This window comes from Streptococcus sp. 400_SSPC (assembly GCF_001072745.1).
Taxonomy (GTDB): domain Bacteria; phylum Bacillota; class Bacilli; order Lactobacillales; family Streptococcaceae; genus Streptococcus; species Streptococcus xiaochunlingii.
The window spans coordinates 11,926-38,274 of record NZ_JVIQ01000010.1 but is presented as its reverse complement, the minus strand read 5'-3'; the positions used below and the strand labels follow the sequence as shown (position 1 = coordinate 38,274).

35 protein-coding genes, 1 tRNA gene and 1 pseudogene are annotated in these 26,349 nt (G+C 41.3%); 1 reads left to right on the top strand and 36 read right to left on the bottom strand.

What is annotated here, in order from left to right:
- The first annotated feature begins 577 nt into the window (after positions 1-577).
- Positions 578-769, top strand: a complete 192-nt coding sequence (locus ADH49_RS02475; RefSeq protein WP_048689013.1) for a hypothetical protein — start codon at positions 578-580, stop codon at positions 767-769.
- Positions 770-949: 180 nt separating this feature from the next.
- Here the strand turns inward: ADH49_RS02475 and ADH49_RS02470 are convergent, their stop codons facing one another.
- The 36 genes and pseudogenes from ADH49_RS02470 to ADH49_RS02305 form a co-directional block, all read right to left on the bottom strand.
- Positions 950-1,705 carry a CHAP domain-containing protein gene (locus ADH49_RS02470; RefSeq protein WP_048689010.1) on the bottom strand — a complete coding sequence of 252 codons (756 nt, stop codon included), beginning with the start codon at positions 1,703-1,705 and terminating at the stop codon, positions 950-952.
- 62 nt (positions 1,706-1,767) lie between these two features.
- Positions 1,768-2,031: a phage holin gene (locus ADH49_RS02465; RefSeq protein ID WP_048689006.1), complete on the bottom strand. Its 264-nt coding sequence runs from the start codon at positions 2,029-2,031 to the stop codon at positions 1,768-1,770.
- A 1-nt stretch (position 2,032) separates the two neighbouring features.
- Positions 2,033-2,449, bottom strand: a complete 417-nt coding sequence (locus ADH49_RS02460) for a hypothetical protein (RefSeq protein WP_048689003.1) — start codon at positions 2,447-2,449, stop codon at positions 2,033-2,035.
- Between the two features lie 19 nt (positions 2,450-2,468).
- Entirely contained in the window at positions 2,469-3,140 is a 672-nt protein-coding gene (locus ADH49_RS02455; RefSeq protein ID WP_048688999.1) for a hypothetical protein, read from the bottom strand.
- Positions 3,140-3,334, bottom strand: a complete 195-nt coding sequence (locus tag ADH49_RS02450; protein ID WP_048688994.1) for a hypothetical protein — start codon at positions 3,332-3,334, stop codon at positions 3,140-3,142. The genes ADH49_RS02455 and ADH49_RS02450 overlap by 1 nt, the downstream gene beginning before the upstream one ends.
- Before the next feature lie 24 nt (positions 3,335-3,358).
- Entirely contained in the window at positions 3,359-7,012 is a 3,654-nt protein-coding gene (locus tag ADH49_RS09560; RefSeq protein ID WP_053091441.1) for a phage tail spike protein, read from the bottom strand.
- On the bottom strand, positions 7,009-7,704 hold the full coding sequence (locus ADH49_RS02440; RefSeq protein WP_048688990.1) for an adenylosuccinate synthetase: 696 nt from the start codon (positions 7,702-7,704) through the stop codon (positions 7,009-7,011). The genes ADH49_RS09560 and ADH49_RS02440 overlap by 4 nt, the downstream gene beginning before the upstream one ends.
- Entirely contained in the window at positions 7,704-11,993 is a 4,290-nt protein-coding gene (locus tag ADH49_RS02435) for a phage tail tape measure protein (protein ID WP_048688985.1), read from the bottom strand. The genes ADH49_RS02440 and ADH49_RS02435 overlap by 1 nt, the downstream gene beginning before the upstream one ends.
- Before the next feature lie 229 nt (positions 11,994-12,222).
- Entirely contained in the window at positions 12,223-12,516 is a 294-nt protein-coding gene (gpG, locus tag ADH49_RS02430) for a phage tail assembly chaperone G (protein ID WP_048688983.1), read from the bottom strand.
- 45 nt (positions 12,517-12,561) lie between these two features.
- Positions 12,562-13,197 (bottom strand): DUF4352 domain-containing protein, encoded by a 636-nt coding sequence (locus tag ADH49_RS02425; RefSeq protein ID WP_048688979.1) that lies wholly within the window; start codon positions 13,195-13,197, stop codon positions 12,562-12,564.
- A gap of 92 nt (positions 13,198-13,289) precedes the next feature.
- Positions 13,290-13,895: a major tail protein gene (locus tag ADH49_RS02420; protein WP_048688976.1), complete on the bottom strand. Its 606-nt coding sequence runs from the start codon at positions 13,893-13,895 to the stop codon at positions 13,290-13,292.
- 14 nt (positions 13,896-13,909) lie between these two features.
- Positions 13,910-14,290 (bottom strand): hypothetical protein, encoded by a 381-nt coding sequence (locus ADH49_RS02415; RefSeq protein ID WP_048688973.1) that lies wholly within the window; start codon positions 14,288-14,290, stop codon positions 13,910-13,912.
- Positions 14,287-14,691 (bottom strand): hypothetical protein, encoded by a 405-nt coding sequence (locus ADH49_RS02410; protein WP_048688969.1) that lies wholly within the window; start codon positions 14,689-14,691, stop codon positions 14,287-14,289. The genes ADH49_RS02415 and ADH49_RS02410 overlap by 4 nt, the downstream gene beginning before the upstream one ends.
- A complete protein-coding gene (locus ADH49_RS02405) occupies positions 14,684-15,061 on the bottom strand; it encodes a hypothetical protein (RefSeq protein WP_048688966.1) in 378 nt (125 codons plus the stop codon). Before ADH49_RS02405 ends, ADH49_RS02410 begins: the two co-directional genes overlap by 8 nt.
- Complete coding sequence (locus ADH49_RS02400) at positions 15,051-15,239, bottom strand: hypothetical protein (protein ID WP_048688963.1); 189 nt, start codon at positions 15,237-15,239, stop codon at positions 15,051-15,053. Before ADH49_RS02400 ends, ADH49_RS02405 begins: the two co-directional genes overlap by 11 nt.
- Complete coding sequence (locus tag ADH49_RS02395; protein ID WP_048688960.1) at positions 15,224-15,520, bottom strand: hypothetical protein; 297 nt, start codon at positions 15,518-15,520, stop codon at positions 15,224-15,226. Before ADH49_RS02395 ends, ADH49_RS02400 begins: the two co-directional genes overlap by 16 nt.
- 16 nt (positions 15,521-15,536) lie before the next feature.
- Complete coding sequence (locus tag ADH49_RS02390) at positions 15,537-16,649, bottom strand: phage major capsid protein (RefSeq protein WP_048688957.1); 1,113 nt, start codon at positions 16,647-16,649, stop codon at positions 15,537-15,539.
- Between the two features lie 15 nt (positions 16,650-16,664).
- Positions 16,665-17,435, bottom strand: coding sequence for a head maturation protease, ClpP-related (locus ADH49_RS02385; RefSeq protein ID WP_048688953.1), 771 nt, complete (start codon positions 17,433-17,435; stop codon positions 16,665-16,667).
- Positions 17,416-18,567 carry a phage portal protein gene (locus tag ADH49_RS02380; protein WP_048688950.1) on the bottom strand — a complete coding sequence of 384 codons (1,152 nt, stop codon included), beginning with the start codon at positions 18,565-18,567 and terminating at the stop codon, positions 17,416-17,418. Before ADH49_RS02380 ends, ADH49_RS02385 begins: the two co-directional genes overlap by 20 nt.
- A gap of 55 nt (positions 18,568-18,622) precedes the next feature.
- Positions 18,623-18,838, bottom strand: coding sequence for a hypothetical protein (locus tag ADH49_RS02375; RefSeq protein ID WP_125329573.1), 216 nt, complete (start codon positions 18,836-18,838; stop codon positions 18,623-18,625).
- A gap of 13 nt (positions 18,839-18,851) precedes the next feature.
- Positions 18,852-20,492, bottom strand: a complete 1,641-nt coding sequence (locus ADH49_RS02370; RefSeq protein WP_048688944.1) for a terminase TerL endonuclease subunit — start codon at positions 20,490-20,492, stop codon at positions 18,852-18,854.
- Entirely contained in the window at positions 20,489-20,833 is a 345-nt protein-coding gene (locus tag ADH49_RS02365) for a hypothetical protein (RefSeq protein ID WP_048688941.1), read from the bottom strand. The genes ADH49_RS02370 and ADH49_RS02365 overlap by 4 nt, the downstream gene beginning before the upstream one ends.
- 128 nt (positions 20,834-20,961) lie before the next feature.
- Positions 20,962-21,288, bottom strand: coding sequence for an HNH endonuclease (locus ADH49_RS02360; protein ID WP_048688937.1), 327 nt, complete (start codon positions 21,286-21,288; stop codon positions 20,962-20,964).
- A 288-nt stretch (positions 21,289-21,576) separates the two neighbouring features.
- Positions 21,577-22,119 (bottom strand): site-specific integrase, encoded by a 543-nt coding sequence (locus tag ADH49_RS02355; protein ID WP_048688934.1) that lies wholly within the window; start codon positions 22,117-22,119, stop codon positions 21,577-21,579.
- 57 nt (positions 22,120-22,176) lie between these two features.
- Positions 22,177-22,249 (bottom strand) — tRNA-Ile (locus ADH49_RS02350).
- A 94-nt stretch (positions 22,250-22,343) separates the two neighbouring features.
- Positions 22,344-22,793 (bottom strand): hypothetical protein, encoded by a 450-nt coding sequence (locus ADH49_RS02345; RefSeq protein ID WP_048688931.1) that lies wholly within the window; start codon positions 22,791-22,793, stop codon positions 22,344-22,346.
- Positions 22,790-22,951, bottom strand: a complete 162-nt coding sequence (locus ADH49_RS10190; protein WP_160312885.1) for a hypothetical protein — start codon at positions 22,949-22,951, stop codon at positions 22,790-22,792. Before ADH49_RS10190 ends, ADH49_RS02345 begins: the two co-directional genes overlap by 4 nt.
- Complete coding sequence (locus tag ADH49_RS02340) at positions 22,948-23,442, bottom strand: MazG-like family protein (RefSeq protein ID WP_048688926.1); 495 nt, start codon at positions 23,440-23,442, stop codon at positions 22,948-22,950. Before ADH49_RS02340 ends, ADH49_RS10190 begins: the two co-directional genes overlap by 4 nt.
- A complete protein-coding gene (locus tag ADH49_RS02335) occupies positions 23,426-23,647 on the bottom strand; it encodes a hypothetical protein (RefSeq protein WP_048688923.1) in 222 nt (73 codons plus the stop codon). The genes ADH49_RS02340 and ADH49_RS02335 overlap by 17 nt, the downstream gene beginning before the upstream one ends.
- On the bottom strand, positions 23,648-23,791 hold the full coding sequence (locus tag ADH49_RS10185; protein WP_160312884.1) for a hypothetical protein: 144 nt from the start codon (positions 23,789-23,791) through the stop codon (positions 23,648-23,650). It abuts the gene before it with no gap.
- Between the two features lie 127 nt (positions 23,792-23,918).
- Positions 23,919-24,215 carry a hypothetical protein gene (locus tag ADH49_RS02330; RefSeq protein WP_048688921.1) on the bottom strand — a complete coding sequence of 99 codons (297 nt, stop codon included), beginning with the start codon at positions 24,213-24,215 and terminating at the stop codon, positions 23,919-23,921.
- Positions 24,215-24,592: a YopX family protein gene (locus tag ADH49_RS02325; protein ID WP_065426960.1), complete on the bottom strand. Its 378-nt coding sequence runs from the start codon at positions 24,590-24,592 to the stop codon at positions 24,215-24,217. Before ADH49_RS02325 ends, ADH49_RS02330 begins: the two co-directional genes overlap by 1 nt.
- Positions 24,589-25,080 (bottom strand): MazG-like family protein, encoded by a 492-nt coding sequence (locus ADH49_RS02320; RefSeq protein WP_048688917.1) that lies wholly within the window; start codon positions 25,078-25,080, stop codon positions 24,589-24,591. Before ADH49_RS02320 ends, ADH49_RS02325 begins: the two co-directional genes overlap by 4 nt.
- Positions 25,077-25,331: pseudogene (locus ADH49_RS02315) on the bottom strand (DNA cytosine methyltransferase); the annotation flags it as partial. The pseudogene ADH49_RS02315 and the gene ADH49_RS02320, both read right to left, overlap by 4 nt.
- A 55-nt stretch (positions 25,332-25,386) precedes the next feature.
- Entirely contained in the window at positions 25,387-25,614 is a 228-nt protein-coding gene (locus ADH49_RS02310) for a hypothetical protein (protein ID WP_048688914.1), read from the bottom strand.
- A complete protein-coding gene (locus ADH49_RS02305; protein WP_048688910.1) occupies positions 25,614-26,348 on the bottom strand; it encodes a DUF1642 domain-containing protein in 735 nt (244 codons plus the stop codon). Before ADH49_RS02305 ends, ADH49_RS02310 begins: the two co-directional genes overlap by 1 nt.
- Between the last annotated feature and the right edge of the window lies 1 nt (position 26,349).

The following is a 26,349-nucleotide window of genomic DNA, read 5'->3' as shown; positions in this document are numbered from 1 at the left end:
ATGGAGCCGGTGGGAGTCTGACAAATGTTAATTTGTCAACCTATATCACATTTTGGGCCTGTTTTTGGGTCTGCTTCTATAACTCAACAACTTCATCGCCACACTGTTAGTTTGGTATAGCTCCAAATAAAGTTCGAGTTTAATTTTTTTATAGACACAAAAGGAAGTTATTTAATAGGAAAAAATCTTTTATTTTTTTAAAAAAAGTTAATAAAATCTCTTGATTTTATGTAACTTTAGTTGTATAATTGATACATAAGGTTAAGGAGGAAACCTTAGACAAGGAAACTAAAGAAAGGAAAAAATAAATGTTAAGGCGAAGAAAAAAGCCAATCAAAGCTAAGACGAATAAGCTAGTGGTCAAAATAAACTTGTTCATTATTAGCATTGAGTGGCACATCGAATTCGGATAGTGAACAATCACTATCCGCCCCTTGTGGGGGCTTGCTTTAATTATAACAGGTATCGTGATGAAAGTAAAATTTAAAGTAAGAAAAACCACAGCTAGTGAAAAACTTGAGTTTGTTTTAGGTTTTTTGTTGATCATAATAATCATTTGGTTTTTTGCGAGGTAAATATGTTAGTTGATATCAATGCTATTAAATGGCTACTAGAAAATGCCACAGCCTATTCTATTAGTAAAAATTGTGGATTATCCACCCAAGCTGTAGACAAATATAAGAACGGTATCTCTGATATTATGAATATGCGTTTGAAACACGCAATTAAAATGACAGAATACGCTAATCAGTTTAAAAAAGAAAAGTGATGGTTATACAATCATCGCTTTTTTGATACAAAAATACTTTTATTTATACCAAAATTTTATTATGATTGCCGTTATAACGGACAAAATAAAAAATGTCTATTTTAACGGCAAATAAAAAAAGCCCCTCCAAAAATGGAGGGGTAGATTTATGAATTTAGGGGGTGTTTCCTTTCGTTAATATTAAGAGAATGACCCGAAATCTGTGATCCGTTGACCATTTTCTGATTGACCGACTGCTACGTAGCGACGGTTTCCGGATGCACCGATGTAGGTAATCCAGATATATCCATCGTTGTCTAGCCAGCCATCGTAATTGATTTCCATTCCAGCAGTATAGACTGCTACAATCTCACCAGCAAGCCCAGCAGAAGCCCGTACATTCAATGCTGGCACTTCGACAGTAAATGTACCTGTCTCTGGATTGAATCCATTAGAGTCAACCGTGAGAGGTTCGGCTGGAGTGATAGATTGTACTTCTGCTGGTTGATCATCTACTGGGAAGTAGAACCAACCTACAATTCCGTCAAAATTGCGAGTGTTGTAGCGTGCTGGACCACCGACGTACAAGCTATCAGCATTGCCGTCAATATTCTGCTCGATGGTTCGCATGGTATAGCCGTCTGAGTCCTCGATGACAAGCCCAGTGTGCCCGTAAGGATGTCCTGCGATGTAAGTTGTATCTTGTACGAATGCTGCACCAGCACGAGGGGCAGACGATACATCACCTACGACATTTTCGACAACCTCAAAACCAGCATCTCTAGCTGAGTTGAGTAGGTCAATAGCATTTCCCCAAAGTGATTTACCAAAAAAAGTAATGGATAAATCATTTACTTCGTCTACGCATTGTGTTCCGTAGCATCCGTCAGCGTCAGCACCAACTCCAGCGTCAGCATTAGCTTTTACATGATTGATTAAGTCAATAGTTCTTACCATATTGTTTCTCCTTTAATTCAAAAGCGACTACCCAGAAATAGATAGTCGCTAGCAAAAATATACTAATCTTCGTGAGGTTCTTCATAACCAAGCGCACGAGTTGAGTCGCCCAATCCTACTGTTGTAGGGTCATTGACGATTCCAATCAAGACAAGGAATGCGAAGAGCACATTGATAAATACCAAGATTTTATCAATGGTTTCACCAAATTCTAGCTTGATGCCAAAGATGTTTGCAAAGGCTTGAAATAGCAATGCAAGAGCTGGCACTACTGCCAACCAAAAATTTTTATTTTTTAAACGTACAGACCAATTAATTTTATTCATTTTACTTCCTCACTTCTAAGTTTACATATTTGTTGTATAGAGCGTCAATGTAGCCATTTCCACCCAAATTTTTATAACTTTTGTGCATCTTGTGAATGATATCGCTCTCGTGTACTGTTGTGTATCCACGGTCAATAGCTGTTGAGATGTCACGCTCTAGCCTCAAATACATCGTGACCAGATGCGCTTCATCATGTACTGCCAGCTTCTCATTCACTTCATCAATTTTTCTGTTATTATCCTTGCCCACTGCTTGGACGGTCTCAACTGACTTCTGGATTGTGCCTAGTTCGTCTTTTAACTCATTAAATTGCTCTTTGTTTAAGTTAGCAGATTTACTAGCTTTCATGCCAAACCAGCCAGTAGCAATCACACCAAAGGTAGGGGCAAGGTGTGCGATTAGATCTGATAAGCTCAATCAATCACCAACCTTCCCACTATACACTAGGTTGCGCCACTGGTTGAGTCTCAAGATCTCCAGATGGTTTGTTTTGCTTATTTTCTTTTGGCACCTCCCAATTATAGATTGCGAGTTTGCCATTTTGAAGAAGAGGACCTTTTAGGTCTTTGATGGATTCACCATTATAAGTGAAGTCGTAGTTGACTTGTACAAGTACCCGTTTACCTTCGCTAAATTGTTCGGTATGGTCAGGATCCACGAGCGTGAAAATGTCGTGCTGTTTGTAGGTTTTACCTACTTGAGCGCCTTCAACAAGCTCAAGCGCTCGCTTGTAGAGTGTTGGATCAAGTGGGTTGTCTTGGTTGGTCACAGCCACGAGGACAGCCCAATCCGCAAGAGCTTTGTTGTTTTGGATTTGAGCATCTTTCTTCTCATTCTCAAGAGTAAGCTCTTGAATTTTTTGGATAGCTACCTTGTTAGCCTCAACAGACTTATCAAGCTCTTTCTTCAGTGCCACAATAGCACCAGATGGGTCCAATTCCATCCGGACGATGTTCAGCACCGCTTCAACCAGCGTAGCATCATTTTCAGCCATTCGATTATTTGGCAAAGTCTCTTCGAAGACACGATATGGAGAATCTTGCTTGATTGCTACTTTGGTCGTGTTTGTCACTGCGTCAAATAATTTAAAATGTAATTTGTAATCCATTAGTTAGCCACCTCATTTTTGTTTTTGATTTCGTTGAATAGATCCATCAAATCTTCATCTGATTTGAGAACAGAGATTAATTCATTGTATTGCTCTTGAGCCTCTTCAAAATATGCTTTGTAATTGGCACATTCAATTGATTTATTTGCGAGTTGCACCCCTAAGTTATTGATGATTTTGTCTTGTGTGTTCATATTTACCTTTCTAGTTTTGTAGGCCTATTGCAGGCCAATTGTTGTCCAGTGGTAACTTACGCTTGATTCTTTGACATTGTGTAGTTGTTGAATATTACGGTAAATGTCATTTAATACATCTTTTAATTTATAATTACCATAATTTAATAAATAAATATCTTTTACAAAAAGACTTTCAAGTGTGCCCAAGCTTTTGGTCTCTGTATTTAAAGACACTCCTCCACCTTGCGAGCTCGGAATAAAGTCCATTGTTTTTCCGTAAAATGTTATGGCCGTTTGAACATTACTACCCTTTCTACCGTTCCAGATCTGGATACCAGCAGATGTGTGTTCCATGCCGACAATGCCATTACGATTACTCATAAGTGCCGTGTATGCACTTGGGACACCGCTTATTTCTCCTGTGCCAAAGACCAGATATTGCAACGGTCTGCCAGGGAATTGGTTTCTGATACCAACTCCTTCCTGGTTGGTATCAATCCATCCATCTTGCAAATTGATAACCGTACCGCCATTCAGCGAGGTTATTCGACCGCCTCTGACGTGCTCGCCAGTAATATCAATCGACTGTATTTGAGTGATTGTGGCTCTTTGAGTAAATAGCTCTCTGATAAATGCTTGGTTTGACACCAGCTTGTTAATCATGGCGGAATCAACAAGTAATTTATCAGCTGTAACTGCATTTGATGCAAGGATTTGAGTTGTAACAGAACCAGATTCGAAATTACCTGTCTTTAATTTATCGACCATCGCAGACTTGATAACCGCTTTGTCAATCAGTGTCTCACCTGTGATGTGGGTTAACTTACCGACAAAGCGATTGTTACCATCGGCACCAATATTGATCCCGTTGATGATGTCCCCAGCACTATTGATATTTTTGATAGCATACGAACCTGCAAGCTGGCTTACTCGTGTTTGTGTGGCTACGTCTTGTGTAGATGTATTGTCGGCGAACTTAGTAGGTGGTCTATTTCCACGGATAAGGGAGACTTTCCCAATCGCTACAGTACCATTTTTCATCAACCAAAATTCCAGCGGAAATTCTCTTAATTTCGTTGTCGTCTTATTGACAGTCATGGTGCCTGTGATGACCTGTATGCCAGTTTTTGTAAAAGTCACTCGGTCAGAAGCAATCACGCTGTCTTCATTCCACAATTCGATACCAAGAGGCTTATCTGGTAATACATCTACCCACGCTACAAGGCGATAACTGATTTTTTCATCCTTGGTAAAGGTAGATGTAGTAATTGGCAATGCGAACCCACGATAGACATTGTTGTTATTCCCGGAATTGGTAATTCTCAACAGTTTAGTTGATGCTTGGTCTTCGACGACATTAGCTTCGGGTTGTTTTTTCTTCCACTTGCTAAAGTTAGTAGGATCGTAGACCAGATTGAAATCATCCAATAAATTAGATACACGACTGACCAGACCATCCGCAGTTTGAGTAACTTGTGAAATAGCTTTGTCCTGGTTTTGAAGAGTTTGCGTGTGGCTTTTAACTGTATCGACCACATCGTTAAATTCAACAACACTTACGATTTCAGAGGTATTAACATCATAGTCAGTCATACGATCAGAATGTTCAAGTTTCATTCCACAAATTTCAAGACTGCCATTGCCATTCTGCCCAAATTGGATTGAGTTATAGGTAGAATCAGCCGTGAATGTGAATTGATATCGAACCCAATCTTTGTTTGAAATACTCTTTAACAAAGCACGATTTCTGTCGTTGGTTGTCCATGAGCGAATCAACAAATTAACGTTTTGACTCGTACTATTGCTAGATACTCTGGCCCAGCAAGACATTGTGTATTTCTCACCGACAACTAAGTTGATACCTTGTGAGATATCCTTATTCCCACCGTTCGAATTTCCTACAACTCGAATACCCTTCTTAATAGCAGTATGTGGTGCATCTGTGAGAGATACTACTTCTGTCCTACCATTACCGCCTGAGTTATTCAGTCGCCAAGTACCTCCTAAACCGTCCCCACTTGGGATAACTGAGGAATTTTGAAGAAGGTTATCATTACGAATAACGTCTCTTAACTTATTTTCAACACGGGAAATAGTCTGTTGGAATCCGTCAACTGATTTTTTGACGATATTTTGGACCTGAACAGCATTTTGGAACCCTTTGTCATCAATCAAGCGATCTACTTCCGTTCGTGATAACTTTTCAGTTATCTGATCAGCCTGTAACTCAATTTGACTTTCGGTAAGACGCAATCTCTCAGTAATAGGGTCAAGTTCCTGCTTAGTCGCAAGCAAATCAATCTTATCGTTTAGATTTCTTGCCGTCGTAAAATTATGATCAGCCAAACTTTTAACACTAAGAGCGTACTTAATAGCATTGTTTCCATCTCTCAGCGCCTCTGCTGCTACTCGGTTTGCATCATTAGCAAGATCATTAATAGCTTGTATTCTCTCCTTCTGAGAGTCAAGCTGTGTATTAAATGACCTATCAAAATCTGCAAATTTGCTATTGACAGAATCGGTCACTTCTTTCTTAAGCACCTCAGATCGTGCCTTAGCTTGTTCGAGACCGTCAGTGATTTCTTGTTCAAGCGCAGTGGCTTTCTTCAAGTATTCAGCGTTAGCATTATCAACTAACTTCTGCACTTTATTCTCATAGTCTTTATCACGAACTGTCAGTTGCTCATTGACTTTGCTTTCTACGAGACTTCCAAGAGCACTGCTAAATGACTGGCTAACCTTCCCGAATCCGATGCTGACAAGCTTCTTCCTCATAGGTGCGAAGCGGTATTTAGTAATCTTCTTACGTAGATCCACATTGTATCGCTCATGGAAGACACTAACAGTATCAAAGAGGTTTACAGGTTGATCAGCCTGTCCGATAACATCAATTTCCAGACTCTCTTCAACCATATCACAGAGCGTTTCACGGAAATAACGTTTCCCGTACTCTTCCAGTGTTCTCTGGTCGACCACATCCTGGTCTTGCACTTCCATGTCTGCTTCGTAGATATTCTTGTATTTGCCAATCAGCGGACTGTCGATTGTCGCAATGAAGACTTGGTCCTTTTTGTGCTCATCGTGACTTTCAATGACACGACGGAAATGGATTCTTGTCTTTAATTCCTTAGTAGACGCAGACTCTTGGTAGGACTTCATGTTTTTCTTATAGGCAAAGAGAGATTCGTTCTCTACTCCTGCTCTCTCAAGTAGCCGGATACTGTACTTATCACGCACAAGATCTCCGCCCCATTGTCCAACGATAGAGTGCTTGTCCTTTACCAAAGCTTCCATCACCGACACATTTTTGAGGTTGATGGTATGCTTGGAGTTGATATCCGAGAAAAATGTGAAAGGACTCGGTCTCTTAAAAGCCGATACTAGAGCATTCATCACAGCAAAGCCATTCACTCTATCAACGCTGATAGTATTGATAGAGTAGCTATTCAGCAAAGTGGCAACCTGGTTGGCATATACTGTAACATAGCCGTGTTGCTTTTCGACTTCGAAGATTGAGAAATACTGCTCGCCGTGCAAGTCATCCGCAACCAGTAAGACTTCATTTTTCAACTCTGTCCACTTGCTGTCTGTCGTTGGGAATTTAAAGGTGAGCTGATAGGTGCTATTCGCTTCTTGGATAATTTCATCATCAAATGCAGCATTCAGAGGAAAATTATTTTCTAGTAAGTAGATCATACCTTATACCTCCAGTTTCCTTGGATTCTCACCTTCGTGATATTCCCACCAAAGACTACCCCAGAAATGCCAGTAGGAATTTCGAAGAATCCACCTCGTGTCCGAAGAGTATTCTTCAAGTTCCCATTCTTGTCATAGACATTCTGACGTTTGTGACGGCAGTCAATAGTAGCCTTAGTATCCAGCTTGAGTTGCATGATTTGCTTACCAATCGTAAGCGTCACATCCCCACTTCCCTCAACTGTGATGACTGGTTCAGAATAGACCGTTCCAGGGTTCGTCACAGTGCCATTACTTGTCAATACGACTTCCGTATTGTTTTTCTGATAACGGAAAGGATGCATCTTGAGTTTGATTTCTAGTGACCAAGCATGGATGCCGTTTTGTCTAAAACTTGAGCCAGCATAATCAGCATAAAAAATAGAGCCTGGTCGATGCCCAAACTCTATTAAATTGTTCTGTTGATTGAATTGCTCAAGGATTTTCTGGACCTCCTCTTCCTTTACAACATACAGGCTGACAGTCTTATCATAGCCATCATATGCTCCATCGTAGATAGGATAGTCTCCATTAGCCCCGTAAATCGTATTATTATCAAAACGTGGCTGAGCCATTTGCTCCTCACCGTAATCGGTGACATAGCAGTTTGGGATTGATCCAGTGTCAAACCCATTAATAATCATGTTGAACATTAGATCCCCTCCCTTGCCATGATTTTAGAATAGCGTTGGTAGCTATTTTGAGCCAAAACATTGCCATCTAGATAAGTTTCTGATGGTTTTTCAAGGATAGCAGTCAATAACTTTTCTAAACTTGACCTTAGAAACGCAATCTCAGCAACGACATTTTGACCATCATACTCATTGCCACCTTTATTATCGATTAGCACGATTTCACGGTTGGCCCTTTCGATCTCTCTCAAGAATTTAGCATCTTCTGGAATACCAATACCAGACGCATACTTAGGAATGCCAAGATTTTGCATCAGGCGTTTGGTCCTGTCAGCTCGCAAGACTTTGGATCCACGAGGCAGTGGCATGATGACATCTCGACCTTCTGGGATGAAGCTACGTCCGTCTGGTAACGTGACCATCTCACGGTAGACTGCATTGCGTTGGTCATTGACCATAGCAAGTCCGCCCGGGTGATAATCTGTACCATCTTTGTGTCCAAATAGTCTTCCGACAGTATTAACGACACGGTTGACTACCTCTGTGGCTGTGATGGTTGTATGCCAGCTAGTGGGTACTGATTGAATCGCACTACTTGCTGAGTTAGCAGCATTCATAGCACTTGTGGCATCACCAGTCATGTACTTCATAGGGCTGTAAAGAGCGTTCCATTCATTCTGCTTGTTAATGGCAGATTGCCCTGCATTTACCGCACTACCAGCATCACCAGTTTGCAGTTTGGTAGGGGATGGAGTTGCATTCCATTCATTCTGTTTGTTGATTGCCGCTTGTCCTTGTTGGACTGCATTGTCTGCGTTTGCTGTAATTGATTTTTCTAACACCTGATAAGCATTTACAGCACCATAAGCCTCAAGGGCTTGGTTCTTGCCAGCTTCAGCACCACTCGCATCCGCATTGATGTTTGTGTTCGTCTCCTTCGGAATGTTCAGGATGTCGTTCATTACCTCAGAAATGACTTTGCTTGAATTGTCCGTAGCATCAATTGGGATGTTAGGGTTCATCCCGACAAGCAAGTTAAGGGCTTGCTGGATTTTAGTGACTTCACCAGTCGCCAAATCTTTAGCAATAAGCTCTTTCTGCTCAGGACTTAACTGATTCCATTTCTGCAAGGTCGAGATAGCAAGGTTTCCAGAATTGATGAATGCCTCGTTCTTCATCAGCAGTTCTTTGACTTCTGCTGGAAGGGCGTTCCATTGAGCGAGTGCCTCCTTGTTTTCAAGGATAGCCTGCATACCTTTGTGACCGTCTAAAACGAGTTCTTTCTGTTCGAGAGTCAGCTCATTCCATTTACCGGTCTCGACCAAGGTCTCACCAATCAACATTTTAGCGTTCGTTTCGAGGTTGGCATTCTTCAAAATGAATTCAATTGAATTCCAGCCATTCTCAGCTTCCAATACCTTGGAGATTTCTTCCTTGGCATTCGTCTTAACTTCACCCTTTTTATCATCAAATACGAGTGAGTTCCAGACTGTGTTCGCCTCAGCGGTCTCTTTGCTCATGTTAGCCATGGACTTCGCAACGATTCCAGATGATGTCGTGACAGTATCAGCAGCAGAACGCATATACTCTTCAAACTGCTTAGCATCAAGCCCAAGAGCTCCCATCCGTGATTTAACACCTTGAAGGGCCTCTTTACTCCAACGGCCGTTGTAGTTGTCAAGGAAGCTTTTCTCCAACTCCATATATTTTTGTTGGTAGGCTTCTTTTCTAGCTAAATGCTCTGCTTCCAGCTCCTCTAATTTTTGATTGCGTTCTTTAATTCCTTTTTCGGAGCCATCATTTTTGTATGCTTCTTTGATAGCTTCCTTACGTTTCTCGTATACCTTCTCTTCTTCCTTGACCCAATCCGTGACTACCTTCAACGCATCTTTCCGCTGCGTTTCATTCATGGATTTGACATCGCCATTCATAGCCTGCATGATAGCATGTTTCTTGTCCTTAGAAATATCCAGTAAGTCCAATTCCTGGCTAATCATTTCGTTTTGAATGTTTGAGACGATGGCCTTTTCTTCAAGGGTTAGGTCTCTATGTTGGTCCTTAGCGTTTTGATAGATACGACCGACCTCTTCGGTCATATTCCGGACATTTACTTTGGTTTGTTCAAGTTGCTCTTCTTGGTTCTTACGAACCTCTTCACTCATACCGACTTCTTTAGCGAGAGCTTGCAACTTCTCTTTCTTCTCATCGATCAGCTTGTCAATCTCGCTATTGAGCTTTTCAAAAGATGCCTTGACATTATCGACATTTCCAGCAGTTGCCCCAAAATCAACGATAGCCTTGTTGGCTTCGTCCACCTTGGATTTAAAACCGCTCAGTTGTTCATCTTGGACCTTGCTGACGGAAGTTCCCCAGCGCTGTGTCCTATTCTCAGCTTCTGCCATCTGCTCAGCGATATAGGTCAAACCGACTAATGCAGCACCCCCCAAGAGGAAGCCCCATGTGGCACCACTACCAAGTGAGGCTACCGCAGTAGATAATAAGCTTGTACTTGTACTAGCTTCAGCAGTTGCGGTTCCTATTCCGCTAATACTTGCGGACAGGGCTTTAAATCCACCAGCCACCGAGCCAGCGTCTTTAAATGTTTTAATGGCACCAGATACTTTACCAATACCACTAACAAGGCTTCCAAATCCTTTGGTCAAGCCACCGATGATCCTGAGACCACCACCGAGCAATTTCAGAGCAGGCCCAGCGGCCGCTCCCATCAAGCCCCATTTGATAATGTTCTGTTGTTGCTCAGATGACATCTTGCTGAACTTCTCAGCCATCTCAGACAGAGTTTTCAGCCAAGGTTTAGCAGCATCTAGCCCACTATTCAAAGCCTTCAGCAATGGACCGCCGAACTCAATAGCGATATCCGTGATCTTGTTCTTAAAGATTTTCAACTGAGATTCAGTAGTTTCGTACCGTTTACGAGCTTCTTCTGTTAGTGCGCTGTTTTCTTTCCATGCACTGTTAGATCGTCTCACCGCTTCTCCCATTGTATCGGATGCGGAGGCAAGAGATTTTAGCATATTTCCTTGTCTGATACCTGTCATACCAAGTTCATCAAGGATGCCGTCCATGTTCTTGCCCTCATCTGTGGCTTTTTGTAGCCCTTTGATGAAGGATTGTAATGCTTCCGCTGGTTTTTCTTTCCATGCTTTGCTGAACTGCTCTGAGGTCATTCCAGCAGTTTGGGCAATCAGTTCTAGTTTTTCAGTCGCCCCTTTACCAACGCCAGATACTGCCTTGCCAATACTAGTAAGAGTTTGTGTCATTGCAGTACCGCCAGCCTCGGCTTCGATACCGACACTACTCATCGCAGTTGCAAGACCGAGGATTTCTGGAGTGGTTAAGCCAGCAAGTTTCCCTCCAGCCGCCAAACGGTTTGTCATTTCGACAATATCACGCTCAGTCGTCGCAAAGTGGTTACCCAAATCTACGACCGCAGATCCAAAGTGCCCCGACCATTCACCCAGGTCATTCTTTGAGACCTGCATAATGTTCCCGATTTTAGCGATTGAGGATGCAGCCTCTTCTGCACTCAAGTTTGTCGAAACCCCAAGGTTTACCATTGTTTTTGAGAATTCTTTGATTGCTCCAACTGGTACACCTAATTGCCCGGCTGCTTCTGCGACATGTGCGATTTCAACCGCACTAGATGGCATTTCCTTTGCCATATTACGAATGCTTGCAGATAGCCTATCAAACTGTTGAGGCGTTCCATCAACCGTCTTTTTGACCCCAGCAAAGGCACTTTCATAGTCAATCGCAGCCTTGACTGCAAATCCAGCACTAGCGACAAGAGGGGCAGTGAGGCCTTTTGTTAACGTCCCACCAAGGTCAGAAACCTTCCGACCAAAACTTTGAATGTGATCTCCGCCTTTTTTGATACTCTGCCCCAGAGCCTCCATTCGGCCGGAGAAACTATTTTCACGAGCAACAGCTTTAAGAGCTTGCTCGACTTTGTACAATTGACCTTCCATTGCAGATAACTTCGCATTCTCACGCTCGATATCTGCAGCAGCTTTGTCATACTTAGCAGATCCAGGATCAAGTTTGTCAAATCCATTCTTCATCTGATCGAGGACCTTTTTCTGTGCCTCAATCGCCTGACCAAGTGATTTGTACTTTGATTTCAGTAAATCTGCATTATTTCCATGAGATTTTAAAGTGCTGTCGAGTGCTTTGACATTATTTTGGAAATACTTCACTGCATTCTTCGCACTTGTTAAGCTAGGATTGAACTTTGACACGTCCAGCCCTAGTTCGATATACATTTGTCCTAGTGGCGTTCCACCTGCCATTTTTCCTCCTTCGAGATAAAAAAAGCCTTTAAAAAGGCTTTACTTTATATCCCATCAAATATGTCTGCAATATCTAGCGGAGTTTCATCTTCGGGGTCGCTACTTGTGTCGACGATACCGATTAAGTCATCCCAGCTAATATCCATAACCTCATTGATACTCATATTGTATGGACCATTAGAGACATTTTTGACAAATTTATAAAAATGCTTTAAAGCATCTTTAGGATCTATTGTTTCCCCTTTGGGTCCACATCACCTACCAGATGAGCGTAGATGTCCATAAATACTTCAATGATTTTCGCAAAGTCTGTATGTTCAAGCAATTGTTCAACTGTGACATTTTCGAAAAGCGAAGCGATAAAGTTCAACTGTTGATCCAATTTTTCAACTTCTGACTTTTCAGACGTGAGCGAGTCATTGAGTACAAGATAGTCACGATAGTCACGAGTAGTGATTTCTTTACTGGAGTATAGGACATCTTCGCCTTTCTCGTTCTTCATAGTGAATGTAATTTTAGCCATTTATTTTCCCTTTCTAAATTAAAAAGCACCTTGCGGTGCCTTCTTTTATTTCGTCCAGTTATTTTTCCCAAATTCGACCTTTGTGACATCTTTAGACGCATTACTTTGCTTCATCGCAAAAATGATAGTCACATGACCTTCCTTGCCAGCCTGGAAGACGACGCTGGAATCCGAATTGATAGCTACAGTATTGTCATTCGAAAATACCGAGTCAAATCCAAGATATTCCCCATCCTCATCACTCGCAAAGAATTTTCTAGGGTTTAATTCAACATTTGATGTGTCCTTGTTATTAATTGTCAGGGTGATGGTGACAGCTTTGTACTCATTTTTATCATGTTCCATAGCGAGTAGTCCTGAAGTGTCTTTTTTTGGTTCCCCGACTGTCATTTCAGTCTGATCAAACAGGGCGGGTTCTCCGAACTGATAGCGGTATTCTCCTTCACTTAATGTGAAATCAATAGCCTCAGAAGCAAGTGTGTGATCTACTGCGAAGACGTAAGTAAAGAATCTAGATTTGATATTCTCAATCCGTTCCTTGTCCTCTTTGAGACTCTCGTATTTCTTTTCTAGCTTGGATTTCTCATTCAGCGCAGAGAATAACAGCCCTGACATCGTTACTAGGCCAATACCAAATGCAATAGTTAATAAAATCAAAATCGAATGTTTATTCTTTTTCATAGCAAACCTCCACAATCTTATTTTACCAAAACTTGAAAAGGTTTACAATGTTAAGATAATAAAACAAAGGGGCTAGATGCCCCCGTTTTATTTTAGCCTGCTACTGCCATACCGAGTTTCGCTTTCATTTTTTTGATTTTTGTTTCATCGCTACCAAAGTACATTGTTCCATATTTGTTTTTGGTGTTCTCATTAGTACTTGCACCCGCGGCGAATGATACGTTTGTAGTAGCAAGTTCCTCAGCTTTTTCTTTGAGCGTATTGAGGTCAATAGCATCCATTGCTAGGTTTCCTTTGTAGAAGCCATAGTAAGCTCCACTGCCATCTGCAGTATTTGATTCTAGCAAGATTGCAACATCTTTTGAAACTGTGTCAGCTCCGAAATCAAGAATGCCGTCGTCGTCTTCGTAACCTAGAGCTTTAACATAGAGCACTACTGGAATATCCAAGAGCCCGAGATCTACCTTAACATCTCCAACCCCACGATTGTTTACGTAGTAAGCAATGTTGCTTCCGAATGATTTGATAGCATCAGCAGCAAGTCCTGAGATCTTAGCTGTTTGAGTTGCACCCTCGCCATCCTTACCTTGAATGACAAAAAGATTGTCTCCTTCTGTTGGAGTTTCTTTTCCGTCCAAAATGCGAACTGTCAAACTCTTAAAGCCGACTGTTGCTGTACCTTGTTTTTGTTGTGTCATATTAAATTTCCTTTCTAATAATCGTCATACAGTTTGCTCTTCCCTTTATAGGTTCTGGCATCTGCATAGCGTTTGATTTCAGGGATCCATTCATCTAGACCCCCGTCCGTTTGGTAGAAGCCTTCTGACTCCATGACTTTCTCAACAGCACCTTGCAACTCTTTGCATTTGATGCGGTCAGTAGACTCTACGTTGATTTGATAGAGAAAAGTCTTTGACAGACTTGTATTGCTCCCACGGTCGCTTTGAAGAGGAGGGCCGACCGGAATGATGACAATGCTCGGCTCCTTCTCAGAAAGCGTCTCAGGACGCTTAAACGACTTGATAGAAATCCCAGAAAGATGCTCATCGCTTTTTAAGGCGTTGTAAATTTCCGTCAATTTATCTTTAATCATCCAAGTCCCTCCGCTTTCAATTTAGAAGCCAGTCTGTACTTAAACTTCTCTTTGTTTGCTTCTGAAAATCTTCGAATCACGCCAAAACCTCGAGGATGTGTCTTCTTCGCATAGCCGAATTCACTCAAGTGGACCAAGCGCCATCGCGAACCAGCACCAAATCCAAGCTTAACCATTGGGACACCTTCAAAACTTCCAGTGACATTTCCGACAGTCGCACTTGCGATTGTCTCACCAGTATCTTTGTAGACTCCCAAGGCACCCTTAAAATCTTCCAAGGTCTCGGTCGTAGCACCTTTCAGTGCCTTGTTGGCTGACCGTCTCACCTTTTCGTCTCCGAGCTTGGTTTCTAGATTCCGGATCACTTCCTCGAATCCGACCAGTGTCGCACCACTACTCATCCCGACCACCTCCGATAATGACGATTAAGAAATCACGATTATCATAATCAGGACGAACATCTATGATGTTCCAGTGTTTACCTTGTAAACGCTGGTCCATCACTTCCACAAAGTGCCGAACATCTGGCTGATAGCTAGTCAGTGGATCCCGAATTTTCAGAGTCATTTTGGCAACCATGGATTTACCAGTGGAGATTTCAATATCCTTCATGCTAGGTGAATAGGCTTTTGCAAAAGTGAAAAATGCCTTCTCAAAGCTAACATCACGACCATCCAAACCATCCTCCACCTTAGAAGTATAGAAGGTGACAGGCGTTCTTAGGTCCCCATTGATTGCTTCCGGTTGCTTGTATTTGAAATTAGGCTTCAATACCCTGTGTTGCTACTTCTTCTGTTGTTTTAGGAGCAGTCCCAACTACTGGACTGATGAAACCAGGTAGTTTTTCCATCAGTTCCTTTTGTCGAGCTCCATCCGCTTCAAATGTGGTTCCGACTTTGCGGATCACATTTTCTTTCAAATCGAAAAATTCTTTTAAAACTTCGACCATGTTCCCTCCTGCTGATAATTGTTAAGAGACAGTTCCAAAATCTCACCCTGAAAATTCGCAAAGAAAAACTCAACCTGGTCATTATAGAGATACCTCGACCGCTCAAGGATTAATTCTGCAACACGGCTATCGCTGGCATCAAATGAATCCGTAAGGTCGAGAATCGCTTTTTCTGACGAAGTGAGCATACGTGAGAGATTGGCATCTTCTGCATTATGAAAGATTTTCATCCGCTCCTTGAATGCTCCCAAAAGCGGATGAAATTGTTTCGTTTCTTCCATTCGGTGTCACCACCTATTATTTAATTTTCAATACCCAGACAGCAGCAGTCTTTTCATCGTGAGCCTTACCGTAAGCAAATTGCTTAGCAGTGTAGAGGTTCAAATCTTCGAGAGCATAAGTCTCAGTGAAGCGACCAAACTCGATTCCACCACCGACGAAGGCATCGTAGCGCCCTTTGACAAATGTAGTCACTTTACCAGCAGTTTGAGCAACTGATTCAACCAAGATCAAGTTGTATGGCATTGCAGTCACATATGTTCCTTGAGCGTTTAATGATGTGTATTGTTTCTTGACATCCCACGCATCCGCTGGGTTGACTACCATCACGACATTTCCTTCAACTGCCACTGGGGTGCCGTCAGACTTAACAGAGTGATGTTTGTACACTGCAGTCAATTCTTTGACAACTGTTGCAGAGTCCGCAAATGTAAGGTTCGCAGTTTGGGCCTCTTTTTCTGCAAAAGTTGTTTTATTGCCAGCCGCAGTCCCAGTGAGGGTACGAGAAAGACCGATAGGTTTGTCGTCTCCGTCACCGTTCAAGAAGGCAGCTTCCAAAGCAGCAGCGAACGCTTCTGTGATTTGAGCAGATACGAATGATTGCAACCAAGCAGGACCGAATTTTTCAGAGTCTTTGGGAATGACTACAAATGCAGTCAATTTGTTTTGAATCTTTTCTTCTTCGTTGAAGGCTTGTTTCAGTTGACCTTGAATTTCACCATTGATTTTGCCCCAAACAGCTTGTCCTGTCTGAGTTGATTGGAGGAATTTAAGGCGGATACCAGCATTGCGCAATCCGATGTGTTGCAAGAGTGGGCGAGATTTAACCATATCATCAAAGATACGGTCGATTGTTTCTTGTGGGAAGAGTTTTTCAACTCCCACAGGAGTGGTTTTGTCGATGTCGTTGAAGAATTCACGAGCTTCAGCAGTCAATTTAGCATCATAAGGATTCATCGCTGAAACTTCCTCATGAGCAGCATGACGAGCTTGTTCCATCATTTCGTTAGTCATCGACTCGATCATTTCATTGTAGAGTTTCGCTTGTTCTTCTTGAGGTGCACCATTTGATACAGCGTTCAAAAAGTTCTGACGAATTTCATTGAATTTGTTTGATAATTGCATTGGCATTAGTATTTTTCCTTTCTAAAATGCAAAAAGACCGAACCCTTTCGGTACAGTCTCGTTTGTGTTATTTTCTGGACTTTCTGGAATATTGAATTTTTTCTGTACAAATTCGCTATTTTCAAAAGTCTCTTGTGCGATTTGTCGAGCCTCTAGTTTATTAGCTACCAGCTCAGCGATTTTATCAACATCAGGAGTCATTGCTGATTTCATCTTGTCAATAAAGTCATGTGGGATCATTGGAGTTTCGCTTGCAGCAAACGTCGGAGCAATCTCTCCGCTAAACATGACACGGTCAGCAAAACCTTCCTTGACTGCTGATTTGGCATCGAACCAAGTCGTCTTGTTCATCAGATCCAATAAATCATCAAGTGCTTTACCAGTTTTATCGACATAAGCATTTGCGATTGACTTATTAAACCCTTCAAGTACCCCAGCTTCATGCAGTAGAGTGTTGTGGTCTCCGTCAACTCGTGATGACACGTTATGGATCATGATTTGAGCAGTCGGGCTAATTTCTACCACGTCACCAGCCATAGCAATGACGCTTGCTGCACTTGCAGCAATGCCCACGATCTTAACAACTACTTTCCCTGAGTAGGACCGCAAAGCGGTATAGATTTCACTACCAGCATACACATCACCACCGCCTGAATTGATATGGACTTCAATGTCCTCACCAGTTTCAGGAAGTATAACGTTTTTAGGAGCGGTACAGTCCCAACCGAACCAATCATACATCCAAACATCATCGTTCGATACAATGGTTCCCTTAATCGGAATCACTTTCATCTTCTTTCTCACCTCCCTTCTCTACATCCTCACCAAGTTGATAATTCTTAGTGATCAGAGGCTTGTCGCCCCACGGTACAGCTTCAAGACCAAGTTCCTCACGGACCTCATTGATAAGCATAGATCCAGAAGAAATCAGCTTGTCAATACTTTGAGCAAGCGAGAATTTATCCCTCTGACCTTCACCGACAATGACAAGACGTTTGTTATCCCTATACTCGCTTTTACTTAACAAAGCAAAGTTCAGGCCATCACTCATCTTCTTCACAAGCGATTGATAGCAATAGCTATTAAACATCTTCTGGCTATTCTCAAGGTTTGCCATATCCCCATGCATCAGCGCAGTAGGTATTCCCAAGATGTCAGCTACTTCATCATCAAATTGCCGACGAAGTTTCTTGAGCTCATCCACGGACAGATTAGAAGTCCCTGTGGTATTGGTCAGCTCAGAATATTCCATTCCTTCTTGAGCTGGGACAATCGCAACTGTCTTAGTTGTAAACGACTTAAAGAGTCCATCGGCATATTTCTGCATTTTGGCACGCTTCGTATCGTCGAAGCTTGCATTTGTCCTTGTACTAAGGACTCCACGGATTTGATTATTTCGTGCCAGCGCTTCGACTAGCCGAGTGTGTAGTTTCTCGTAGTCATTAAACAACTGAGTAAAATACTCTTGAAGACGATTGTTGTTGTACTGCAAGAAAATTACTTCGTTCATCTTGAATGGTTTTTGGAAAGTGTAATTCTGACAAGTCACAGACGTGAATGTATCATCATACACAGCATACTTTTGACGAATGTACGAGTCAGCTATTAATAACTGATCATCACTCGACAGAAAGATTAAGACTTCATTCTTGGTCAATAAGCGATAAATAGCCTTTTGCCAAAATTCAGAAGCCGACTCATTCTTGTTAGGCCTTACATTTAGCAGATAATCCCAATCAGTAGCCTTCTTCTTCCCGTTCTCAATGAATTTAAACTCAGACCTTGCAAAGATGCGGGCCACAAATTCAGCAGCCTTATCAATCGATAAGCTCTTTAGTTGCAGATTTCCGAAAATCCGCTCCAGCTCATCAAATTCAAAGCTTGGTTCCGGAACTTCACGCTTGAATAAATTTAGCCATCCCAAGGCACCTCCTCCTTTCTTAAATTTTATGCCAACCACCCACCCGGGACCTTATCCCTTATCGTTTAAAGAATGATTTCTTAGAGCGCTTCATATCTTGCCTAATAGCTTCGAACTCTTTGTTCGTCTGCTCGATATTCTCACTGCAAGCATCTTCATGACGCTTCAAGGCTTGACTTAGAGTATTCAACTCACCTTTCAGCACAGCCACTTCTGACTTCAAGTGCTCGACCTCGGTATTCAAGGCCTGTTTCTTCTTCATTCGTTTATTCATTTGGTTTTCCTTTCTAAAAATCCCAATCTTCAATCACATCAAGGAATTCACCCACAGTGCTCTCCTGGATGATTTCTCTCTTGTAGAGAGCAGCAATAAAAGCGTGGAATCCATCGGTCTTGCGTCTCACAGACTCTTTCTTCAAAAACCTCTTGTTTCCGTCCTTGTCTTCCTTCACGAAGGTGTTATCTGTGTACCACAGCATTGACCTATCATTTCCAAAATTGAATCTCTCATTCGCAAACCCGTCCTCAATGATTGGTGCCACCTTGGATTGGATAGCCCCTGGATTACGAAGAAATTCAAACTCAAAACCAGCTTCTTCCAGTAACGGTTTCAGCAAGTCCATCCGAAATCCATCGGCACAGACTAGCTCAATATTGTATAGCTTACGCCATTCGTTCAGCTTAGCGACCAGCAACCGTGGATCTATACTCGGACCATCTACGACCGTAAAAATCCCTTGCTCCTGCCATTCACGGATTGGAGCCTTGATTTTAAACGCATCAAGGAAAGTCTTCCGAGCAAAGCTGTGTTGCCTCCAGATGAAATCATCACCATCCTTAAACAGTAATCCAACAGACGCAAAGTCTCGTATGCTTGCGTAGTCAAATCCAGCCACACACGACCTTCCAACAAGTTCAATGTCTGCATCCCTCAAAGTAGCAAGCAACTTATCACGAGTCGTCACATCTTTCTCGAGGTCCGCTTCTGGGAGGTTCATCCGCTTGGTCATAAACTCTTGTCTGCCTGATGGCTCGAGTTCCAAGTCATCATAGTCAGCTTTCGTTCTGGCCAGCAGACGTTTAGCGTAAGGAGTTGTCTCATCCAACATAGGATTCGCTTTTGGCCAGTTGCTCATATCGTCCACTTCTTCCGGATCATCCAACTTGCAGATAAATGGGAATAAGCGAAACTCATCAAGTTCACCATTCAAGATTTTCATCGACTTCTCAATCAGCTTGTCATAGAACCCTTCACGGACGTGCCCGTTGGTACCGTTGTAGAAGGTACGAGCGTGGGCAATCTTACCAAGCCCTGACCGCTGGATTTTAACAGCAGAATCATTCTCAAATTGGTGAATTTCATCAAATTCAAGACAACCATCACGAGCCGAGTCCATTGTCTTCGGATTATTCGTCCGATAAGAAAAGACCGAGTTATTCCCTCGGCCTGTAATAGACATCTTTGTCAAATAGTAATGGTCCTCCAGACCTCTTCGCTGGACAGTTTCATAAACTTCCTCAAACGAGACCTTGCCCTGTTTCTCAGAATTGGCTGTGATAGTCACATCGTAATCTCTGACTGGATAGAGAGGGCTGATGAAGAATGCGGCCCGACTGGACATAAAACCATTCTTCCCTCCCCCACGGGAAAGAGTCAGCAATATTTCATCAAATTGAGGTTCACCATCTTCTTTCCTGAACAGGAAAATGAATGGCGTGATAAATTTTTGATACTTGGCCAGTGGGAAGAAATTCTTCTCTGTGAACTGGATATATTTCTCAATCAAAATATTGTCGAAATACAAATCATCTCTTGGATAGATTTTTTCTTTGATGACCTTGAATAAGAGCGAGCGTTCCTTGTTGACTTTGATTTTTCCTGATTCAGCAAGTTCGATATATTCATCAATCAGAGGATGTGAAATCACAATAGATCACTTCCATCCGATGATGGTTTCTTCTCGACTGGTGAATTTTCAATCTCAAAGTCAAAAGATCGCTCGATGGCTAAAAGCTGATTGCTGGTAGTGTTGATTTCCTTGATCAGCGAGTTTGCTTTTTGGAATCGTTGCTGACCATTATGCACAGTGATGACCAGGCCGTCTTGATGAAGCCTTTCTTTTAACTCATAAAGCAATCGGACAAGATAAATATATCGATGGACTTTCTCATACTGGACAGCGTCCTTTTTTCGTGTACTGAAATTCCCGATTTTAGAAAGTAACTGATTTTCTAAATCTTTTATATTTTTTTCTGTGTATTCTTCCATTAGCCCCCACCCCCTTCATTTTTTTGATAAATATTTGGATAATCGACCCCTCCCACCGGTTCCCTGGCGCTTGATTTTTTCGATTTTTTTCGACCGGGGGGTCTTAATTTTTTTTCGTTCAACAAATTTTACCCCCACCATTCGTCAGTTCTGAAATTTTTGTTTTCCATTTTGGAAGACTTGCGGAATTGGAATCTATTGTGTCGTTTGTTGTGGCACTCTTTGCAAAGAGTCCGAAGATTGTCTAAATCTAATGCGTGTTCTGGATAATACTCGAGCTCTTTGATGTGGTCGACTTCAAGAAGAGTTCTTGTTACTCTTCCCTCATCTCGACACCAAACACATTCATAATGATCTCTGTTCAATGCTTCGAGTCTTAACTTCCTCCACGGATCTGAGTTGTAAAATTCTGCTCGAGTTTGTTTTGTACTTACGTCTATTTCTTTTCCATTCATTTTCGATATATTCTTTTCTGAATTTATCCCACTCGGATTTAGATCTTTCCCATTCGAATAACGATGGGAATCTAACAGCGAATCTGATCTTATTTACATTTGTTTTCATGATTGCCTTTCTGAAATTATTCATCTATTCATTGAAAATACTTCTGTTTTTCTCTTCTGAATTAGACATATCTTATATTCTGTCTGATTCGCACCACTATTTAAAAGTTAGTAAAATAAATGGACCACGGAGATTCGATGAAACAAATTAGCGTTTTCCTCGTTATGTCTAATTATTAACTATAAATCAAAATTAGACATTGCTTTATCTCGTTGATCTTGTCTAATCCCGATATATCGAAGTGTAATCGCAGGAGATGAATGATTGAATAAATCCATGAGCATTGCCACGTCCTTGGTCTTCTTGTAGTAGTGATAGCCGAATGTCTTTCTCATCGAGTGTGTACCGATGTTTTCAATTCCACATTCGATTGCAGCTGTCTTCAGTATCCAGTCAACTGTTCGTCTGTCGAGCGGTTTGTTCTTCCCTATCCGACTTTGAAATAGATAATGATGCAGTGGTTTGTCTTTGATGTACTCTCGGATTTCTTTCTTTAAGGTCTTCGTCATTTTGAGTTGCTTGCGCTTCCCAGTCTTCTGCTCCTTGACTTTGATGTACCATCCTTGCACGTCTTTGACTCTCACTTGTAAGATATCACCTACACGCAAACCAGAATTTATTCCAAACAAAAAGAGCAGATAGTTTCTTTCGTTCCACTCTCTCAGATATTCCTTCATTGCTTTGATATCATCCTTGTCCCTGATTGGGTCCACAATGTTCATTGACTCACCTCCTTTCAAGGTAAAATAAAAAGCCAGCTTATGCTGACTTGGCTGATATTAGAAGTATAGGATTCGAACCTGTGACACGCCGGTCATAACCCGACCGCTCTACCAACTGAGCTAACTCCTAACCCGTTTCATAAGGATCCATCGGTTCGGTTTTACCCGATAATACAATTTTAGCACCTTTTTTTTGAAATTTTTCCACGATTTCAGCCAGATTTTTAACTTTTTTCCAAATTTATTTTAAATTTGCTGTTGGCTGACAACTCAAAGATCTTCTTCTCGAGCTTGTTGAAGAACGGTTCGATGACCTCTTTGTAGGTCAATGACTTGCTACAATGCAAGTATTTGATTGATGCTCCCTCAACTGTCAGAGTTCCGTCGATGTAGATTGCTTTGATTGCAGTCCATTCGTTTTCTGGAGTTAAAACCTTGACTGAAGAAATGGCTTCTTTCATCAATTCGAGTCGATGCAATTCTGGATCTGACTCTTTCTTGATTATGTCTGATAAAGCCTTTGGAGTCACAGTCTTGTTACTCTTGATGCCCGTGTTAGGATCAGATGGTTTCCAAGGTACTTCAATTTCTTCAATTCGGTCCTTGATTTCTTTGTCAAATGGATATTGTTTTAGTGCCAGGATAAGATATCCATAGCGACTTCGTAGGTTCATTCAATCACCTCTCTTTTGAATATTTCAATCATTCCTGTCAATGTCGCTCTGTAGGCCAAGGCTTCGTGCAACGTTTCGAACTCTGTATCATTCGCTCTCGCTGGATGAGTCCCTTCCCACATGCAGTGGCCTTCATACTGTCTTACAACATATGTCATTTGATGTCCTCCTGTTTAACGAAGACACCATTGACCATTTTCCCTTTCCGGTCCTTAATTTCTTCGTAAGCAGCTTGAAGACATTCTTCAACCGTTAAATCGTAAGCCCCCCCAATATTTGCGATGCTGTCCGTGATAGCTGCCAAATCTTGTTCCGGCCAAAATCTTGGGCGGTCTGCGAGTTGGCTAATGTGGCGCAGTGTGAATTTAAGACAGCTATCAACGTCTTTCAAATGCCGTTCGTTGAATAGTCCAGTAGATGTTCTGTTCAGAGCATCTTCGATTTTAATATTCTCTTGCTGGCAAAAGATAATCATGACAACCATCATATCACCGATGGAGTCTTTAATTTGATCAACATTGTTTTTTAGATGACCTTGGACCAATTCCCCAAATTCCTCAACCAGTTTCAAGATTTGCTTGCCACTGTCTTGGTTATTCAACCCACGATCAATTGACCAAATTTCAATTCTTTTAATTAGTTCGTCCATGCTTTTCCTCTTTCATTTGTTCTTTTAGTTTTCTTTCACGATTCAACGTTACAGTCAACACATCGTTTTGTTGCCGAATCAGTCTTTTCATCGCTTCATTCTCCTTCTTTGTGCTCTTGGCTTTTAGCGCAGCGACCAAAGCCCACGCAAGACCACCTAGCCAACCACCAACGAACCCAAGGAAAGCAATATTTTGCAGATCCATCTATTTCACCTCTACTTTTTCTCCTGTGAATTTGTTTTCAAGAGTTCTAAGCATTGAATATTTTTCATTGCCATATGAATAAAAGATCGTTTTCAGCTCTTGCCACTGACTTCTTGTGTATGGATATCTTTCTGGTCGTTTCATTCTGTTACCTCCTAATCATTTCTTTTTTTCAAAAAGTTATATACAACTACCCCCCAAAAGCAAGACCACATTATGTCTGATAAAGACTTAAGGAATTGTGCTACTGTCATTCTGTTACCTCCTCAATCTAAAATTTCTTTGGTTTATTCCTTTTAAAAATAGGGTTCTTCTTTTCTTTTTGCTTTTGCTTATGAAAGTTATTGTCTTTTTCAAAAACGGATTGTTCATCTTTCATAATTTTATTCATACTATACGGGGTCATTTCCTTAATCTCCTCTTTTTTATGTTTTACTGTGATTTCTAAAAAGAAAGACTGGTTTGGAATTTCAAGTGCGAAAGTTGTTGTGTTGTTTTCAGGAGAGTTTAACAGATTACCAATTTCAAGAATAAGCTCAGTAATACTACTTCCAAGTGTTAATGCCATCACTCCACCTCCAACAATTCCGGATTTTCGTAAATGTTGCCGATAACCTCACAATTAGTATGTCGTAACCACAATTCACATCCGTGTTGATTAGATTCAAGACGATATGCCCCTCCTCGATGCCTTACAATTTCGTAATAAGTGGGATCAAAATAGACATCCTTAGCCATTTTGACTATATCCACCTCAAAAATCTCCTTCCCATTCTTATCAAACAGGCCCGTGGATTGCATGAGGTTGACATCATCAAAGTTTATGAAATTTGTTTCACCAAATTCCCAATGCTCCCCAACTAACACTCTTTTTTTTAAATCTATCAAAGAAACATCTAGCATTGTTTGCAATTCTTTATCCCACGCTCTGTATCTTGGTCTCATCCCAAATCCTCCTCTTTCACGAACGAGCCGTCAATCCAACGACCCTTGCGGTCTTTGATTTCTTGATAAGCAAGTTCAAAACATTCATCAAAATCATATCCAAGGGCATTATTGATTGATTTTAAATAGCAGATTGATTTTACTAGATTGTATCGACAGAAATTCTCGATCTTTTGATTTTGATACAATTGAAACTCGCTAATGTTCATACTCAGCCATTTAAAACATTCCATCACATCTTCATTTTTGATGAAACCTGATTCCTCAAAAATCTTATGCGCATCTTCCTTGATAAGCAAGGCCAGACCGACAATCACGACTGCACAATCTCCGATACTGTCCTTAGTCAGCTTCTCATTTTTCTTGAGATAGCCAGCGCATAGCTCGCCGAACTCCTCACTGAGCTTAAGTGACTGCTTGTCCAACCGTCCGCCGTTTTCAAGGTCACGGTCTATAAACCATTGTTTGACTTTGTTTATTGTTGTCATTTTAACTCCTTTGCTATTGCAGCGATAACATTGACTGTCACGCTATTCCCTGCCTGTTTGTATAATTGACTGTTGCTATTTACTTCTTGAGCTTTGTCAAATGCCCAGTCAGGAAAGCCTTGTAATCTCCAACATTCACGAGGTGTTAGTTTTCTAATTCTGAAATCAGGTTCAACCACCCCTTGACTTTCTCCAGTTAAGAGAGTATTTGCTATCTTCTTACCTACTCGCCCTCTGCGTGTTTTAGAGTTATTGTAATCTCTTCGCCCCACTGGCTTCGTGTGTAAGGGTATTTGTTTGGTCGTTTCATTTTGCCCCTCCCATAAAATTATTAACAAGGTTTTGCTGTTCAGTATCGATGATTTTATTTCTATAATTCAATATCGGAGCCATAACATCATTTATAAATGCAGGCTTCAAAATGATTTCATTTGTTTCCAAGAATCTTTTACCGTTGATTTTGATTTTGATATCATAACCGTTAGCGATATGCTCAAGGTCATCTTTAGACAGGGAGATTACAAATTTACTCATCACTCCACCTCCTCAACTTCCATTCCTGGGCAATCAAATACCCAGCCAAAGTTGTCTTCTTCTAATTGTTTACGGGTGTGCTTGGTTCTGCACCCACCGATTTCGGATTTTGATTCCCAAAAATATTTTTTGGATAATAAACCTTTATTAAGATAGCAACCATAATCATTAACACCTTTCATTCTAACCATATACCGCTTTTCCTCGACCTCGTAGCCGTCAAGCCAAGCACGGGCGAAGAGTTCTTGATTTCCTTCGACCTCAAAAAAATCTTTTAGCTTTAAATCATCTTTTTGATTTGCATAGTTGCCAAAGTATAGATCGCCCATCTCTAGAGCGTGATACAGGTCAACACCAGTTCTTTTACAATACTCAATCCAACCCGCCACAAACTGCGGGATTGTGACTTTCTCACGTTCCACAGCACCATCAAACTTCCCTTGCTCATAACCAGCCTTATATTTAAAAGTCCCATAGTCGCTACCTAGCTCATTTAAAATTCCATTGATCCATACTGCTTTAGTTCCAAGGTCAAACTTTTCAATTCGTTTGATGACATCTTTTAATTTGATTTCATCTTTCTTGACAATTTGATCTGCACTTATAACGCACTCAGTTGGTATTTCCACTTTTTCGCCACTATCCAGAATTACCGCAATTTGTAGAAAGTTATCTGTTGAAAAAGCGGCCTCATCAAAAGTTCCATACAATACAACTCTAGTACAATCTTCCATT